The 16,822-nt window shown below is 57.5% G+C and carries 14 protein-coding genes; 5 read left to right on the forward strand and 9 right to left on the reverse strand.

From position 1 onward, the window contains the following. Positions 1-3: 3 nt before the first annotated feature. The 5 genes from AC3IUF_RS15400 to AC3IUF_RS15420 form a co-directional block, all read right to left on the reverse strand. On the reverse strand, positions 4-1,020 hold the full coding sequence (locus AC3IUF_RS15400) for a LacI family DNA-binding transcriptional regulator (protein WP_007913182.1): 1,017 nt from the start codon (positions 1,018-1,020) through the stop codon (positions 4-6). A gap of 161 nt (positions 1,021-1,181) precedes the next feature. Continuing rightward, complete coding sequence (locus AC3IUF_RS15405; RefSeq protein ID WP_007913184.1) at positions 1,182-2,144, reverse strand: cyclase family protein; 963 nt, start codon at positions 2,142-2,144, stop codon at positions 1,182-1,184. Positions 2,145-2,191: 47 nt separating this feature from the next. After that, entirely contained in the window at positions 2,192-3,295 is a 1,104-nt protein-coding gene (locus AC3IUF_RS15410; protein WP_489278472.1) for a glycerol dehydrogenase, read from the reverse strand. Positions 3,296-3,358: 63 nt separating this feature from the next. Further along, the gene (locus AC3IUF_RS15415) at positions 3,359-4,351 is read right to left on the reverse strand and encodes an SDR family oxidoreductase (RefSeq protein WP_489278473.1); all 993 of its coding nucleotides are present in this window, start codon (positions 4,349-4,351) and stop codon (positions 3,359-3,361) included. Between the two features lie 414 nt (positions 4,352-4,765). After that, complete coding sequence (locus AC3IUF_RS15420) at positions 4,766-5,704, reverse strand: LysR family transcriptional regulator (RefSeq protein WP_489278474.1); 939 nt, start codon at positions 5,702-5,704, stop codon at positions 4,766-4,768. Between the two features lie 121 nt (positions 5,705-5,825). On the opposite strand from AC3IUF_RS15420, the gene AC3IUF_RS15425 reads away from it, so the two are divergent. After that, positions 5,826-6,752: an alpha/beta hydrolase gene (locus AC3IUF_RS15425; protein WP_489278476.1), complete on the forward strand. Its 927-nt coding sequence runs from the start codon at positions 5,826-5,828 to the stop codon at positions 6,750-6,752. 168 nt (positions 6,753-6,920) lie between these two features. Here the strand turns inward: AC3IUF_RS15425 and AC3IUF_RS15430 are convergent, their stop codons facing one another. Together AC3IUF_RS15430 and AC3IUF_RS15435 are read right to left on the reverse strand one after the other, a co-directional pair. Further along, positions 6,921-7,577 carry a dTMP kinase gene (locus tag AC3IUF_RS15430; protein ID WP_007913190.1) on the reverse strand — a complete coding sequence of 219 codons (657 nt, stop codon included), beginning with the start codon at positions 7,575-7,577 and terminating at the stop codon, positions 6,921-6,923. 57 nt (positions 7,578-7,634) lie between these two features. Beyond that, positions 7,635-8,816 carry a XylR family transcriptional regulator gene (locus AC3IUF_RS15435; RefSeq protein WP_447785432.1) on the reverse strand — a complete coding sequence of 394 codons (1,182 nt, stop codon included), beginning with the start codon at positions 8,814-8,816 and terminating at the stop codon, positions 7,635-7,637. Between the two features lie 176 nt (positions 8,817-8,992). Here AC3IUF_RS15435 and xylA point away from each other — a divergent pair, with 176 nt between their 5' ends. The 4 genes from xylA (at position 8,993) to AC3IUF_RS15455 (ending at position 14,307) form a co-directional block, all read left to right on the forward strand. Beyond that, positions 8,993-10,309 (forward strand): xylose isomerase, encoded by a 1,317-nt coding sequence (gene xylA / locus AC3IUF_RS15440; protein WP_116030316.1) that lies wholly within the window; start codon positions 8,993-8,995, stop codon positions 10,307-10,309. A 149-nt stretch (positions 10,310-10,458) separates the two neighbouring features. After that, entirely contained in the window at positions 10,459-11,460 is a 1,002-nt protein-coding gene (xylF, locus tag AC3IUF_RS15445) for a D-xylose ABC transporter substrate-binding protein (protein ID WP_007913194.1), read from the forward strand. Positions 11,461-11,613: 153 nt separating this feature from the next. Beyond that, positions 11,614-13,170 carry a D-xylose ABC transporter ATP-binding protein gene (xylG, locus tag AC3IUF_RS15450; RefSeq protein ID WP_489278478.1) on the forward strand — a complete coding sequence of 519 codons (1,557 nt, stop codon included), beginning with the start codon at positions 11,614-11,616 and terminating at the stop codon, positions 13,168-13,170. After that, entirely contained in the window at positions 13,171-14,307 is a 1,137-nt protein-coding gene (locus AC3IUF_RS15455; RefSeq protein WP_007913196.1) for a sugar ABC transporter permease, read from the forward strand. A gap of 10 nt (positions 14,308-14,317) precedes the next feature. On the opposite strand, the gene AC3IUF_RS15460 is transcribed toward AC3IUF_RS15455, so the two are convergent. Next, positions 14,318-15,241, reverse strand: coding sequence for a LysR family transcriptional regulator (locus tag AC3IUF_RS15460; RefSeq protein WP_489278480.1), 924 nt, complete (start codon positions 15,239-15,241; stop codon positions 14,318-14,320). Between the two features lie 94 nt (positions 15,242-15,335). Beyond that, on the reverse strand, positions 15,336-16,535 hold the full coding sequence (locus AC3IUF_RS15465; protein ID WP_489278481.1) for an MFS transporter: 1,200 nt from the start codon (positions 16,533-16,535) through the stop codon (positions 15,336-15,338). Positions 16,536-16,822 lie beyond the last annotated feature (287 nt).

A 16,822-nucleotide genomic window follows, 5' to 3' on the forward strand; every position in this document is an offset into this window, starting at 1 on the left:
GCTCTAGGGCCGTGGCGCCGTACTATCTCGGACGACGAGTTCGATTTGTATGCGCTCGCGGCGTGCAAGTGGGCGCCCCTCGATTAGCGCAACGATGTTGTTGGCGCTGCTGATACCAATTTTCGAAGTCGGCACCCTGACGGTCGTCAGGGCTGGCACGTAGGCAGCCGCGAACTCGATATCATCGAACCCGCTGACTGATAGTTCTTTGGGGACGTCGATCCCATTGGAGCGCGCTTCCGCCAACGCTCCGATACAGGTGAGGTCAGTGCTGCAGACAATGGCCGTAGGCTTGGGGTTAAGCTCCATAGCAATCCGCAGCCCGGCGCGCCCTCCCTCAATCGTGAATGGCTGCTCAATAATCCGTTCACTTGAAAGCTCTATCCCTGACTCGAGTAGCTGAGCGGTGATTCCTTTCAGACGGTATTTTGCCCGTTCGTTGTTAGAAACAACTCCACTGATCATCGCGATACTTTGATGACCAAGGCTAAGCAAGTGCTTGGCAATCAATCGACCACCCTCCTCATTGCTGAATCCCACGCAGTGATGGTCGTGAGCACCATCTAGCGACCACATGAGAATGAATGGGCATTGGGCGGCAGTTAGTGCTTCATAAATTTCAGGACTATGTTCAGTACCCACTAACAGTAGGCCTTCGACGCCCCGCTCAATCATGTTCCTTACGTTTACCAGTTCTTGCGCCTGGTCGTATTCATGGGAAGAAATGATTAGATGATACCCAAGCTCCGTTAGCCTTAACTGGAGGGCCTGGACAGCTTCAGCGAACGCAGGGTTGTTAAAAGTAGGAAAAACGGCTCCGATGCTGTGCGTGCGCCTGGATGCCAAAGCACGCGCGGCCCCGTCGCGCACGTACCCGAGCTCTTGAACAGCTGCTTGTACTTTGGCCAGCGTGGCAGGTTTCACTAAGTGCGGGACAGCCAATGCTCTTGAAGCACTCCCCATCGAGACGCCCGCCAATTCAGCCACATCCTTGAGCTTCGGTTTCTCGATTTTTTTCATTGGAGATTCAGCATCCTCGATCGTAGCGCGGAGACAGGACGATCAGAAGAACGCCCTCGATTTGCGCAGAGGATGATAAGCCAACAGCCTGCCGTTCGGGAGCCGTTAATTGGAGGGAAAAACCTGAGAGCAGCGTTTCTGCTGCCCCCAGGCAAAAACACTTATTTAATGACGATCGGATTCACAGGAGCTCCGGTTCCGCCAACGACCTTTAGAGGGGCTGCGGTATAGAGAAACGTCCACTGACCGTCCTCAGCGCAGTCCTCAGCGAGAGGATCAAGCTGAGCGATCTCAGTGAGAGTGATGCCCAAGTTCCTCATGAGTGCGTTGTGCAACGGCAACGCAACTCCTGACACGGGGTCGACGGTGACTTCGTTAGCAATGGTGTCGGTGACGATGTTCGGAATTTCCATCTCCTGAAACCACTTCACCAGCTCAGGGCTGTAGGTCAGGCCTGGCTCGATAAAGTCTTTGTAGAACTCTTCCGGGTCGCGTTTATAAAACGAGCCAATCCATCCAGTGCGGATGATGAGAATGTCGCGCTTGTTGATAGAGACGCCTTGAGCCCGGGCCGCAGCCATTAAATCCTCATGGTTGAACGTTTCACCTGCATCCAGCACGTCTTTACCACGGTGGCGCGCGATGTCGATCAGAATGCCTCGGCCAACGATGCCTTTTTCACCCAATGGAGCAACGCTCGCCTTGGCCAGCGAACCGATAGTGGTATCGGCGCTGTAGCCATTCCAGATCTGATCGTCGTACCAGACATGCCCAAGGGCGTCGTACTGAGTTGACCCTTGAAGATGAAAAAACATCACGTCGTCGGCGAACTCGTAAGAGCCCGGAAAATGTGGGCCTTTGCCACAGTTGTAGTGACCACGATCCATGATATTCATGCGTTTTGACTGGGAGCGACCAGGCCAGACCGGGTCACCAGCAGGATCTGCCATCCGCACCTGCAAAGTAAATGTCTTGCCTTGCTTGACCTCTTTGACCCCTTGGAGCACTTCGATATCTGTAAGGTAGTTGAGTGAGCCTACCTCATCATCCGGGCCCCACTTACCCCAATTCTTAGGGGAGTCTTTGAGCAAGTCATGAATATGCGGAACGGTCTTGTCTGTCATTTTCTGAGCCTCTTTTATTCTTGGATTAGCTGTGCTGCATTTAGCGGTTAGTTGAAACGTTCCAATCGTTGTCCCAGCTCGTCGGCACGAGCGAGTCCTCGGATGATTCGCTCAGCCGTAAGGGCTGGCGCCATATTTTTCGCATACACCGCACCCAGTGTTGCCTGGACGACAATGTCCAATTCCTCAGAGGTAAACGGAGACGTCTGGCCAAGGCCGTCGAGGGTGACGGGAAGATTCACATCATTCAGAAGCTGAGCGACCCCTAGGATCTCTGAGTCTGGGCGCTCTTCGACGGACATCTGCACCAGCGTCCCGAATGCGACAAGCTCACCATGCAGCATGGAAGTAATCGCAGGAATTGACGTAAGACCTCGCACAAGCGCATGGGCTAACGACAAGCCGCCACTCTCAAACCCAACGCCACTGATAAGGACGGTTCCTTCAACAACCCGCTCGACATCATCATTAACCTCGTGCCGGCCTACTGCTTGGTAAGCGCTGTACCCGTAGGTCATAAGCGTCTTAAACACAGCCTCTGTTAGCAGCAATGCCGTGTTCAACGCTGGAGTACCAAATGAGTTATTGCCTCCGGCAGACTGACATTGTTGCGCCTCAAACTTTTTACTGATGGCGTCGCCGATGCCTGCGGCGAAAAACCTTGCAGGCGCACGGACAATCACTTCGGTGTCCACGACTACTGCAGAGGGGTTCATGTTCAGGTACTCGACGCCAACGACCTTGTGCGCCTCGTCGTAAAGCACAATCAAACGGCTGGTTGGGGCGTCGCTGGAAGCAATGGTCGGGCATACGACGATGGGGACGTTAAGCTGAGCAGCCATCCCTTTAGCCGTGTCAATTGTCTTACCCCCGCCCAAAGCGATGATGGTGTCTGGCCTGTAATCTGCTGATCGCTCACAGAGAGACGCAATTGCAGCTTTAGTGCATTCACCAGGAAAAACGATATTGTTCGCCTCGAAGCCATGCTCTGACAATGCGTTCCCTACCTCAGGCCACAGATGCTTCGAGACGAATTCGTCGCACAAGACCAAAGGGCGCGATTGCCCCATATCGGAAAGGATTCTGCCAAGCTGCTTTAGTGCGCCTGGCCCTTGCTCGTATCGGCCAGGAAAACCCATTGTTCGAACCATGCCATCACCCGCTGCTGAAAAACTGTGAGATAAATCGTTACGCTGAATACGAGCCCGGATGGATCAGCGCATCAACCAGCCACCCGCCACATCCAAAACTTGGCCCGTGATGAAGTCACTGTCGTTTGAAGTCAAAAAGCATGCTGCTTTAGCTACCTCAAGTGACGTTCCAAGACGGCCCAACGGAGTCTCATCAACGACTGCCTGGTTCGCTTGCGCAGAAACGGTTTTTAGAAGCGGCGTTTCGATGCGTCCCGGAGCCAGTGCGTTTGCCGTAATGCCATAAGGCCCGAGCTCACCTGCCAGGTGACGGGTAAAACCGATAACTGCTGCTTTCGTGGCGCTGTAATGCGCCGCGACGATAGGGAGGTAAGCGCTGCCGGCAACGGAAGACATATTCACTATTCTTCCAAAACGGCGTTCGACCATCGCTGGTGCGAGAGCTCTGACCAAGTTGAATGAGCCTGTCAGGTTGATGCCAACGACGCGATCCCATTCCTGAGGATCCATTTCCCAAATCGGCGCTGGTGCGCCCTCGTGTTTGGGTGAAATACCTGCATTGTTAATCAAGGTGTCGATCGGGCCGAGCTGCTCACCAAGCTCAAGACAGGCTCGACTGCATTGAGCGAAATCTGATACGTCAGCTTTAGCCCAAGCCACCCAATGTCCGGCAGCACTGAGTTGCCGTGAAAGCTCGGAAACTGACTGTTCGTCGAAATCTACCAAAGCAACCCGCGCGCCCTCCTCGCAGTACAGCCGGGCAATTGAGGCACCAATGCCCCCTCCTGCCCCGGTAATGAGAACTGTGCGTCCTGAATGTCGAAGATTCGTCATGTCAAACTCCCCCGCGCTGAAAAAACAGAAACAAGGCGCGGTGATGCTCACACGCGTCCAATGCCGCACTGGCTGACCGAAAATTTCGGACTCATGTATGCGGGTGGTTTTAGGAGATTTGTGTGGCGAAGCCTGTGCCTCCGTGCCGGGGCGGTCGGTGACTTTAGATAAGAGGGCAGCCGGCGTGGTTGACCGAGCGAAAGCTAATGATGCAGTGACCATTATGAACTCCAGGCTTGCCTAGTAAAACGGCAAATATGAATCGCTTCATTTTCACAGCCTGCGGCCATAAGCCAACAAAGTCCATGATATTTTCACGACTCTATTTTTTGTATTTATTCTCTAAAGAGATATTTATGAAGCGCTTCATTTTTATTCGGATATTTGACCGCTGTCAAGCGGTCTGCATGGTCACTTCCCCAGCAAGGAGCGCCAGTAGTTCCTACGAAACGCAGTCATGAGCATCTATTGAGGATGTGGAAAACACCGGCGCACTAAGCCTCTGAGGCACTGGCTCCTTTGGCAAATGCACGGAATACGGGCGCAGTGCCCACGCCTGGAAGTCGATGCTCAAGTGAAATGAATACGCGATGCATATGCTAGGTATCGACTAGACGAGCGGGCCTCGCTCACGGGTCAGGCAGAGTGAATGCCTTCCGCAGAATGCTGCTCCCATGGTGGGCATGGTGACCAAGCCTCCACGAGCTTATCGATGAAGAGTCGAATTTTTGGAGAGAGGTGCCGCTTGCTAGGGTAGATCACCCGAATAGGCTCTGCCGCCTCTGCATACCCAGCGAGCAATTGAACAAGCTTGCCCCTCCTCAAATCGTCGTTCACCACGTAGGAAGGAAGAGTCGCGATGCCCAGGCCAGCTACAGCTGACTGGTGTAATGACTCAGCACTGTCCATCTGTAGCCTTCCACCATGAGTAACGGACACAGAGCTACCACTCACGCGAAAATTCCAAGGAAGCAATCTCCCACCGCTCACGAAATGCAGGCACTGGTGCTCGGATAAATCCTCCGGCGTTTTAGGCTCGGCGTGCTCAGCCAAATATTTGGGGGAAGCGCAGGTAATCATTTGTTGGTAGGCCACAGTGCGCGTTAACAACCGAGAATCTTCCTTCGGTGGCCCGATACGCATGGCCAAATCAAATCCCTCATCGATCAGATCGACCAGCCTGTCAGAAAAGGTGATATCCACGCTCAGTGAGGGCCAATCCTTAAGGCAGCACTCAATGTGCTGAAGGACATGAAGTCTGCCCAGCGCAACCGGCAGACTCATCCGCAGTCGCCCACTGGGTGTCGAACGACGAAACGCAAGGGCATCCTCCACGTCGTCCAGATCCTGAAGAACGCCCACGCAGCGCTCATACAGAACCTGGCCGTCATCCGTCATGCTTAAACTGCGCGTAGTGCGATTCAGTAAACGTACCTGTAAACGAGCCTCGAGCCTGACTATCGACTTCCCGACTGCAGAGCGCGTAAGGCCAAGCTGCTTTGCCGCCGCAGTGAAGCTTCCAGCGTTTACCGAGCTTACAAACGCGGCGATATCATTCAGGTTATGGAGTTCCATACGGCCTCGGTGGTTTCAACGTTCGGGCGGCTTAGCACCTGTTATGGGGAACCCTATTCCCCAATACTAAGCATAGTATCTCAATTAGCTAATCCACTCCCAACGATCAATTGAGGTCATTATGAACACTAAAGTCCAAGCAGCCGTCCAAACCTGGGCCAATAGCCTTAGCGATCTGGTACCCGTTCTTAAAGGAATCGATACCACCACAAAAATGAGCGACATCCGCGACTCTTACGCAAGAATGCTCGCGCAAAATCCAGCGCCAGCTGGCGTTAAATTCGAAGCAGTCGACATGGGTGGCGTACCCGGCACACTGGTTACTCCGGACGAGATCAAAACCGACGCGGTCGTGATGTACATCCACGGCGGCGCCTACATTGTAGGACGTCCAGACGGCTACCACGGTATCGGCGGCAACTACTCTAAAATGCTCGGTGCTCGTGTGTACATGCCGGACTACCGCCTCGCTCCTGAGCACAAGTTCCCAGCATCAATTGACGACACATTGCGCGCTTACGAATGGTTGCTTGAGCAGAAAATCCCGGCTAACAAAATTGCGTTCTCTGGCGAGTCGGCTGGCGGCGCGATGGTTGTCAGCGTCATGGTTGCGGCTAAATCGAAAGGGCTTCCATTGCCTGCGGTTGGCTCCTCCATCTCACCATGGGCGAACCTTGAACACACCGGCGCTTCCATGAGCAACCGTGAAGGTCTGGATCCTCTGAACTCCAAGCCTGTCTTGGACATCCTCGCCAGAGCATTCCTCGGCGACACATTGGCCAATCATCCTCTTGCCTCACCTGTGTTCGCGGACGTCACCGGTCTTCCACCAATCTTGGTGCAGATCGGCGAAAACGAGCTGATGTTGAGTGATGCAATGCGCCTCGCAACTCACCTGGCAGATAACCGGGTTCGCGTGAACCTGGAAGTATGGCCTGCGATGTTCCACGCTTGGCACTTCTACGCCACCATGCTGCCAGAAGGTCAGCAGGCTATGGAGAGTTCCGTTCGCTTCATCGAGGCTGGCTTGGCCGACGCTAACCGCTAAAATGCAGAACAACCGCGATGGCTTTGTGGCTGTCGCGGTTTTGCTCATCCTGTTTCTATAAAAGCGTCATCAGGCTATTCAGAGCGCCTGAGCAAGCGTCCTGCCCAACCCCAGAAAATTTCACCAGACGCCCCTTCCTGGCAGGCCGTGTCCACTGAACTTCAAGGTCTACGCGATACCCTGAGCGCCAAGACTGGCATCCACTTCGACGTTCAACCCAAGCACCTCATAGACCCGAGAAACCACCAGCATCGTCGCCTCCTCAACCGTTCCTTCATTACGGCACAACATCCAACCGTGATCCTTGACCGCTTGCTCGAACATTTCCGTACACGCCACATGCTCTGCGTGCTTCTGGATCACAGTGCCGCCCAGTCCTCGTGATCGGTTAGCAGCTCTGGCCCATGAAATATCCGGATCGGTGACGACGCCGACATGCAGATCTGGCACCCGCACATCTCGCTCCATATTCAATTGAAGAATCTCGGCAAACGGGATGGTTTGGCGAAACGCCGCATCCGAGGGATACCAGCGATCGATCAAGATGATGCTGTCCAGCGGCTGCTTCGTCAGAACGTTCTGGGAGATCCAGCGACGGCTATCCGCAAGGCGCTGACACACAGCCCACTCCAGATCCCGGCAAGGATTTCTCGCCAGAGTGTTAACCAAGGCCATGGTTTCACCCCTGAACGGATCGCTTTTTCTCTCGCAAAGCCGGATGACTTTCTGGTTGCCCGCCCTCAGTACTTGCGTAACGGCCTCCAACAGTGTGGTTTTGCCGGTACCTTTGGGCCCATCCAGAGAAACGAACAGCGGACGATTCATTGTTCACGCAACAATCAAGACATTGATGCCCGCTCTAACCTCATTTCCGCCATTCCATTAGCGCATCCCTGCTCCTTGCTGATACTCCCGCGGCGTGCAGCCAAACTCCCGCCGAAACACCGTGTGCAGATACTGCGCAGATTTAAACCCACAACTGCGCGCAACGTCGGCAATCACTGAATCTGCATCTTTAAGGCCGCTAGTCGCCGCTGCCAGTTTGAAACGCAAAATCTCGTCATGCACGCTACAGCCTCGCTCAGCACGAAAATGCGCTTCGAGTGACGAACGCGAAACGCCGACATAAGCCGCCACCTGCGCTGTTTTAATGCCTTGGCAAGCATATTGGCGAATGAACAGCAGCGCCTGCATGACGTAAGGATTGCCCAACGGCTGGTGCAAACTCGACACCTGCACGTTGACCGCATCCGGCGGGATCAGGATCTGCGTACCGGTAGATGGCATGCCGTGCAGCATCTGGTGGAGCAGTTGCGCGGCGGTACGGCCCATGGTTTCCGTGCCCTGAATAACCGAACTCAGCGGCACTCGAGTCAGGCTGCGGGTCAGCGGATCGTTGTCGATGCCGATCAATGCCACCTGCTCCGGCACCGCAATGCCGGCGGTCAGGCAGGCTTGCAGCAACTGGCGGGCGCGGGCGTCGCTGACGGCGATGATGCCGATGGGTTTGGGCAGGCTTTGCAGCCAGGCGATCAACTGTTCGACGGCGCTGTCCCAGAGCGGTGCGCTGGTGCCCATGCCGCGATAGATTTCGCCGTGCAGACCATCGCGTTTCATCAGTTTGCGAAAGGCTTTTTCGCGCTCTTGCGCCCAGCGATTGGCTTGCGCTTCCGGCAGGCTGAAGCAGGCAAAGCGCTGCAGTCCCGCCTCGATCAAATGCTTGTAGGCCAGCGTCATCAGCGCGTTGTTATCGGTGGCGACGTAGGGAATCGCTTTCGGATAAGCGCGCTTATCCTCGTACGAGCCCCCTACCGCTACCACTGGCATCTGGATATCGGCCAGCGCCTCGCCAATCAGCGGATCATCGAAGTCAGCAATGATCCCGTCGCCCTGCCAGCGTTCGATGCCTTTCAAGCGACAGAGAAAATCCTCCTCGAGAAACAGGTCCCAGGAAGCACGGGTGCTGCTCAGGTAGTTGCCGATGCCGCTGATGATGCCTCGGTCGTAGATCTTGCTGCCGTTGAACAACAGGGCGATGCGGTGAACAGGCGGTACGGTTTTCATTGTTTTTATGCTTGTTCTGGGCCCCCTTGTCACAGAGGCGATTGGCACAGACTAGGCGCCTGGCCGAAGAAGCTCAATACGCAAAATCGCACCCCGTGTTGATGTTTTTCATAATCAGCGGGTACAGGGCCGTTGCTAGTATCGAGACACCGCCAAGAACAACAAGGACAAGGTCCATGCAGTATTTCCCCGATGTCGATGCGATTCGCTACGAAGGCCCAGACAGCGATTCTCCCCTCTCCTTTCGTCACTACGACGCCGACAAACTCATCCTCGGCAAACCCATGCGCGAACACCTGCGCATGGCCGCCTGTTACTGGCACACGTTCGTCTGGCCGGGTTCCGATGTGTTCGGTGCGGGGACGTTCAAGCGCCCTTGGCAACATGCCGGCGACCCGATGGAACTGGCGATCGGCAAAGCAGCCGCCGCCTTCGAGTTTTTCTCCAAACTGGGTATCGACTATTACTGCTTCCATGACACCGATGTCGCTCCGGAAGGCAGCTCTCTGAAGGAGTACCGCAACCACTTCGCGCAGATGGTTGACCACCTCGAGCAACACCAGGAAGCCAGCGGTATCAAGCTGCTGTGGGGCACCGCCAATTGCTTCAGCAACCCGCGTTTCGCTGCCGGCGCCGCGAGCAACCCCGATCCCGAAGTGTTCGCCTGCGCCGCTGCCCAGGTGTTCAGCGCCATGAACGCGACCCATCGCCTGAAAGGCGCCAACTACGTGTTGTGGGGCGGTCGCGAAGGCTACGAAACCCTGCTCAACACGGACTTGAAACGTGAGCGCGAACAGCTGGGCCGCTTTATGCGCATGGTGGTCGAGCACAAACACAAGATCGGCTTCACCGGTGATCTGCTGATCGAACCCAAGCCGCAGGAGCCGACCAAGCATCAATACGATTACGACAGCGCCACCGTGTTCGGCTTTCTCCAGCAGTTCGGGCTGGAGCACGAAATCAAGGTCAACATCGAGGCCAACCACGCGACACTGGCCGGTCATAGCTTTCATCACGAGATTGCGACGGCGGTCTCGCTGGGGATTTTCGGCAGCATCGACGCCAACCGTGGCGATCCGCAAAACGGCTGGGACACCGATCAATTCCCTAACAGCGTCGAAGAAATGACCTTGGCCACCTATGAAATACTCAAGGCTGGCGGCTTCAAGAATGGCGGTTTCAACTTCGACTCCAAGGTTCGCCGGCAAAGCCTTGATCAGATTGATCTGTTCCATGGCCACGTCGGTGCTATGGACGTTCTCGCCCTGTCCCTGGAGCGCGCAGCGGCCATGGTGCAGAACGACGAACTGCAACGGCTCAAGGATCAACGCTACGCCGGTTGGCAGCAGCCGTTCGGGCAGGCGGTGATGGCCGGTGACTTCAACCTTGAGTCGTTGGCCGAGCACGCGTTCACCAACGAGTTGAACCCGCAAGCGGTCAGCGGCCGCCAGGAAAGGCTCGAGAACATCGTCAACCGGTTTATCTATCGCTGATCACACGGGGAATCTGCGGGCGCATCGACGCGGTGACATTTCTACGACAATTCTGTGCCTGCAGCGTCTGCGGATTCTCTACAGTTTTACCAGCCCGATACTCATCGTCAGGCCGTGTCTTTCCAACAACAATAAAAGGACGCCCCACTATGAAGAACGTAAAACGCACGCTATTGGCCACTGCCCTGGCGCTGCTGTCACTGCCGGTGATGGCTGACGCTGCCCACCCGAAAATCGGTTTCTCCATTGATGACCTGCGTCTGGAACGCTGGTCGCGTGACCGTGATTACTTCGTCGCGGCAGCAGAAAAAATGGACGCCAAGGTCTTCGTACAGTCGGCCGATGCCAACGAGCAGAAACAGATTTCCCAGATCGAAAACCTGATTTCCCGGGGCGTCGATGTCATCGTCATCGTGCCGTTCAATGCCACGGTACTGACCAACGCAGTGGCCGAAGCGAAGAAAGCCGGGATCAAAGTCGTCTCCTACGATCGACTGATTCTCAACGCTGATGTCGACGCCTACATTTCCTTCGATAACGAAAAGGTCGGCGAGATGCAGGCCAGCGGCGTGCTGAATGCCGCGCCCAAGGGCAATTACTTCCTGCTCGGCGGAGCCCCGACCGACAACAACGCCAAGATCCTCCGCGAAGGCCAGATGAAGGTGCTGCAACCGGCCATCGACAAGGGCGATATCAAGATCGTCGGCCAACAGTGGGTGAAGGAATGGAACCCGACCGAAGCGCTGAGCATTGTTGAAAACGCCTTGACCCGCAACGACAACAAAATCGACGGCATCGTCGCTTCCAACGACGCCACGGCCGGCGGAGCCATTCAGGCACTGGCGGCGCAGCAACTGGCCGGCAAGGTGCCGATTTCCGGACAGGATGCTGACCTTGCCGCAGTCAAACGTGTGATCGCCGGCACGCAAACCATGACCGTGTACAAGCCACTGAAACTCATCGCCACCGAAGCCGCCAAGCTCTCGGTGCAACTGGCGCGCAACGAAAAACCCGCCTTCAGTTCGCAGTACGACAACGGCAGCAAAAAGGTCGACACCATCCTGCTCACGCCAACCCCGCTGACCAAGGACAACATCGACCTGCTCGAACAGGACGGCTTCTACACCAAGGCGCAAATTGCCGGGAAGTGATCTCCGGTAATGCGAAAAACCCTTGTGGGAGCGAGCCTGCTCGCGAAGGCGTTGTGTCAGTCAACGAAGCATTGTCTGAACCGACGCTTTCGCGAGCAAGCTCACTCCCACAGGTTTCGTGGTGTGTGAGTCTTTGATATACGAGCCCTGTCCATGTCCGACTATCTGCTGCAAATGAACGGCATCGTCAAAACCTTCGGCGGTGTCAAAGCCCTCAACGGCATCGACATCAAGGTCAGGCCCGGCGAGTGCGTTGGCCTGTGCGGCGAGAATGGCGCCGGCAAATCCACGCTGATGAAAATCCTTTCGGCGGTCTACCCGCACGGCACCTGGGACGGTGAAATCCTCTGGGACGGGCAACCGCTCAGGGCGCAATCGATCAGTGAAACGGAAGCCGCCGGTATCGTCATCATTCACCAGGAGCTGACGCTGGTGCCCGACCTGTCGGTGGCCGAAAACATTTTCATGGGCCATGAACTGACGCTGCCCGGCGGACGCATGAATTACCCGGCGATGATCCACCGCGCCGAAGCGCTGATGCGCGAATTGAAAGTCCCCGACATGAACGTAGCGCTGCCGGTGTCGCAGTACGGCGGCGGCTATCAGCAACTGGTGGAAATCGCCAAAGCCCTCAATAAAAAGGCCCGCCTGCTGATCCTCGACGAGCCTTCATCAGCCTTGAGCCGTTCGGAAATCGAGGTGCTGCTGGACATCATCCGCGATCTCAAAGCCAAAGGCGTTGCCTGCGTCTACATCTCGCACAAGCTCGATGAAGTGGCCGCTGTGTGCGACACCATTTCGGTGATCCGCGACGGCAAACACATCGCTACCACCGCCATGGCCGACATGGACATTGCGCAGATCATCACGCAGATGGTCGGCCGCGAAATGAGCAACCTCTACCCCAGTGAGCCGCACGACATCGGCGAGGTGATTTTCGAGGCCCGGCACATCACCTGCTACGACGTCGACAACCCCAAGCGCAAACGGGTCGACGATATTTCCTTCGTCCTCAAGCGCGGCGAAATCCTCGGCATTGCCGGGCTGGTCGGTGCCGGGCGTACCGAACTGGTGACCGCGCTGTTCGGCGCTTACCCCGGTCGCCACGAGGGCGAAGTCTGGCTCGATGGCCAACCCATCGACACCCGCACGCCACTCAAGTCCATCCGCGCCGGACTGTGCCTGGTGCCCGAGGACCGCAAGCGCCAAGGCATCATTCCGGATCTGGGCGTCGGTCAGAACATCACCCTCGCCGTGCTGGACAACTACTCGAAACTGACCCGCATCGACGCCGAAGCCGAACTGGGCAGCATCGATCGGGAAATCTCGCGCCTGCATCTCAAAACCGCCAGCCCGTTCCTGCCGATCACCAGCCTGTCGGGTGGCAATCAACAAAAAGCCGTGCTGGCGAAGATGCTGCTGGCCAAACCCCGGGTGTTGATTCTCGACGAGCCGACCCGAGGCGTGGACGTCGGCGCCAAATACGAAATCTACAAGTTGATGGGCGCGCTGGCCGCCGCCGGCGTGTCGATCATCATGGTCTCGTCGGAACTGGCCGAAGTGCTCGGCGTGTCCGACCGCGTGCTGGTGATCGGCGAAGGTCAGTTGCGTGGCGACTTCATCAACCATGATCTGACACAAGAGCAGGTGCTCGCCGCCGCACTCAGCCAGCCTGGCAGCCATAACAATAATGATCGGAAAACCGCGTAAATGAATCAGGTCAAACAACTGTTCACCCGCTACAAAATGCTCGCGCTGGTGTTTGCCGTGGTGCTGATCTGGCTGTTCTTCAGCTGGCAGACCGAAGGCGGATTCCTCACTCCGCGCAACCTGTCCAATCTGCTGCGGCAGATGTCGATTACCGGCATTCTTGCCTGCGGCATGGTGCTGGTGATCATCAGCGGCGAGATCGATTTATCGGTCGGCTCATTGCTCGGCCTGCTCGGTGGCCTCGCGGCGATTCTTGATGTGGTCTACCACATTCCGCTGCTGGCGAATCTGAGTCTGGTCGCCCTCTGCGGGCTGATGATTGGCCTCGCCAACGGCTACATGACGGCTTACCTGCGCATCCCCTCGTTCATCGTCGGCCTGGGCGGCATGCTGGCTTTTCGCGGGATTTTGCTGGGGATTACCGGCGGCACGACCATCGCGCCGGTATCGCCGGAGCTGGTCTACATTGGCCAGGGTTACCTGCCCCATGCGATCGGCACTGGTCTGGGTATTTTGCTGTTCGCGCTGACCGTGTTCCTCACCTGGAAACAACGGCGTAATCGCGCCCTGCACGGCCTCGCGGCGCATTCGTTAGTGCGTGACGTCATCCGCGTGTTGGTGATCGGCGCTGTGCTCGCCGGCTTCGTACAGACGCTCAACAGCTATGACGGCATTCCAGTGCCGGTCCTGTTGCTGCTGATTTTGCTGGGCGTGTTCAGCTACGTCACCAGTCAAACCGTGTTCGGCCGGCGCGTGTATGCCGTGGGCAGCAATATGGAAGCGACGCGCCTGTCCGGGATAAATGTGCAAGCCGTGAAGCTGTGGATCTTCGGGATCATGGGCGTGATGTGCGCCCTCGCCGGCGTGGTCAATACCGCGCGCCTGGCCGCCGGTTCACCTTCGGCCGGCAGCATGGGCGAACTCGACGCCATCGCCGCGTGCTTTATCGGCGGTACTTCCATGCGCGGCGGTTCCGGCACGGTGTACGGCGCCCTCCTCGGTGCGCTGGTTATCACCAGTCTGGACAACGGCATGTCGATGCTCGATGTCGACAGCTACTGGCAGATGATCGTCAAGGGCAGCATTCTGGTGTTGGCGGTTTGGGTGGACGTGAGTACGCGAACCGGGCGCCGTTGAGCCGCAGGAATTACGCTGCGGGCGTGGTCGCGGGCGCCGGGCCGAGAATTTCCATCAGGAAATCGATAAACACATTGATCCGGCTGGAGCCACGGTGATTGGGTAAATACAACGCGTTGATGCAGGTGCTGGCACTGCCGGGATTGACCTCGTACTGCTCAAGCAAGCGGGTCAGCCGGCCGGCTGCTACGTCGTCGCGTACCAGCCAATCAGCCAGCAGCGTCACCCCGCCGCCACCGATGGCAGCTTCGCGCAGGATGTCGGCGTTGTTGCTTTGCAGGCGCCCATGGACGTTGAGCTGAATGGGCGCGTCTTCATTCTGAAAGGTCCAGTGCTGGTGGGTGCCGCCGTAATCGAAACGCAGGCATTGGTGCTCAAGCAAATCCCGTGGATGACAGAGCGCCGCGCTACGCGCCAGATACTCCGGACTGGCTACCACCCAGCGTTCGAACTGCCCCACGCGTTTGCTGACAATGTCTTCACTGACCACCGACGATCCCAGCCGCACCGACACATCGATTTGCTCGCTAAGCAGGTCGCTGACCTGATCGCTCAGCGACAGACTGATCTCCAGACCCGGATGCCGCTCCAGCAAACGACTCAAATGCGGAGCAATCAGGCGTCGCCCGAACTCCACCGGCACGCTGATGCGCAGACGGCCCTGCGCTTCGGCGCCACGATCGGCGACGACAGCATCGGCTTCGTCGATCGCGTCGAGAATCGCCACGGCTTTTTCGAAATAGGTCTGGCCGGCAACGGTCACGCTGGTGTTGCGCGTGGTGCGATTGAGCAGGCTCGCGCCCAACTCGTGCTCCAGCCCGGCCACTTGCCGTGTCACTGACGACGTGGATATCCCGAGTTTGCGCGCTGCCGAGGAATAGCCCCCGCAGCGCACGGTTTCCACAAACATCTTCAGTGCCAGCAACTTGTCCATAAGCGGGGTCCGGTCGAGAGGGAACGCGGATGATTGTGCATCACTGTTCCCCCGACGTCTTGTACCGCCGTGCTTGAACACACTTGCCGGCTGTTCAGTCATCGGCCTTGCGGCTCAGGAACAACCCGAGCGCCAGCGCTGGCAGCAGCGCCACCGCGACGGCGGACAGGTTCCAGCCGAAATGCTCGTACAGCGGACTGGCGACCAGTGAGCCCAGCGCGCCGCCGACGAAAATGCTGGTCATGTACACCGCATTCAGGCGCGCACGGCTGTGGGGATCGAGGGCGTACACCTCACGCTGGCCGAGCACCATGTTCAATTGCACAGCGAAATCCAGCAGCACCGCGCACACCACCAGCCAGAAATAGCCACTGCCCGGGAGTGCAGCGATCAACAGCGAAACCGGCGCCAGCAACAAGGCGACCAGCGTGCCGCGACGACCATGCCCGGCATCGGCCAGACGTCCGGCAATCGGCGCGGCAATGGCACCCACCGCACCGACCAGCGCGAAGATCGCAACTTGTGCCTGAGTGAAGCCGTGGTGACGCATCAGTTCAATCGGCGCGAGGGTCCAGAACAGACTGAAACTGGCAAACAACAGCCCTTGATACAGCGAGCGCTGACGCAACAGCGGATAGCGCCGGGCCAAGGCAAACACCGAACCGATCAGCGCAGCATACGAAGCTTTATGCGTCGGCAGCCGACGCGGCAGCGCCACCGCAGTGACCAGCGCGATGACCGCCATCAGGGCCGCCGCGCTGTAAAACACCCCGCGCCAGCCGAACACTTCAACCAGCAGGCTCGACAGTGGCCGTGACAACAGAATGCCCAGCAGCAGGCCGCTCATGATATTGCCGACGACGCGGCCACGGCTGGCTTCGGGCGCCAGGTGTGCCGCCAGCGGCACAAGGATCTGCACGGCCACCGAGGTCAGACCGATTAGCAAAGACAACACCAGGAACAGTGACGGCGAATGGGTCAGTCCGACGCACAACAGCGTGACGCTCGCCGCCAGGGTGAAACCAACCACCAGCCGGCGGTTTTCCATCAGGTCGGCCAGTGGCACCAGCAGTAACAGGCCCAGCGCGTAGCCAAACTGCGTCAGCGAAACGATCAGGCTGGCATTGGCGCTGGACAGACCGATCTGCGGCGCAATCAGTTCGACGATTGGCTGTGCGTAATAAAGATTGGCCACGACCGCGCCACAGCAAAATGCCAGGAACGCGACCATCAGGCCGGAAAGTGAAGTTGGCTGTTCGGCGTTGGCCGCAACGGCCGGATTGCCCGTGAGCATGATGACACCTCATTGAGTTCAGGAAAGTGCTGCCAAGGCTACGGCCCCGTGGCGATGCGCAGAATCCACGCGGCGGGCAACGCAGTGATGCGTCCGGCGCAACGGCGCAGGCGTTGCTTCTCGCGCAACGCGCTGTTGCGTGCGCCGCTGATTCTCCCGCGCAGACGGTTTCTCTACGCTTTGGCCTCTGGCGCTGTCGTCCCATGCGGCGCCCTTCCCCGGCCATCACAAGGAGCGTCTCCATGACCCGCAGCCCATCCGTCCTGTCATCGCCTGCCGCGTTTTTT

This window comes from Pseudomonas sp. KH_040, from assembly GCF_057839305.1.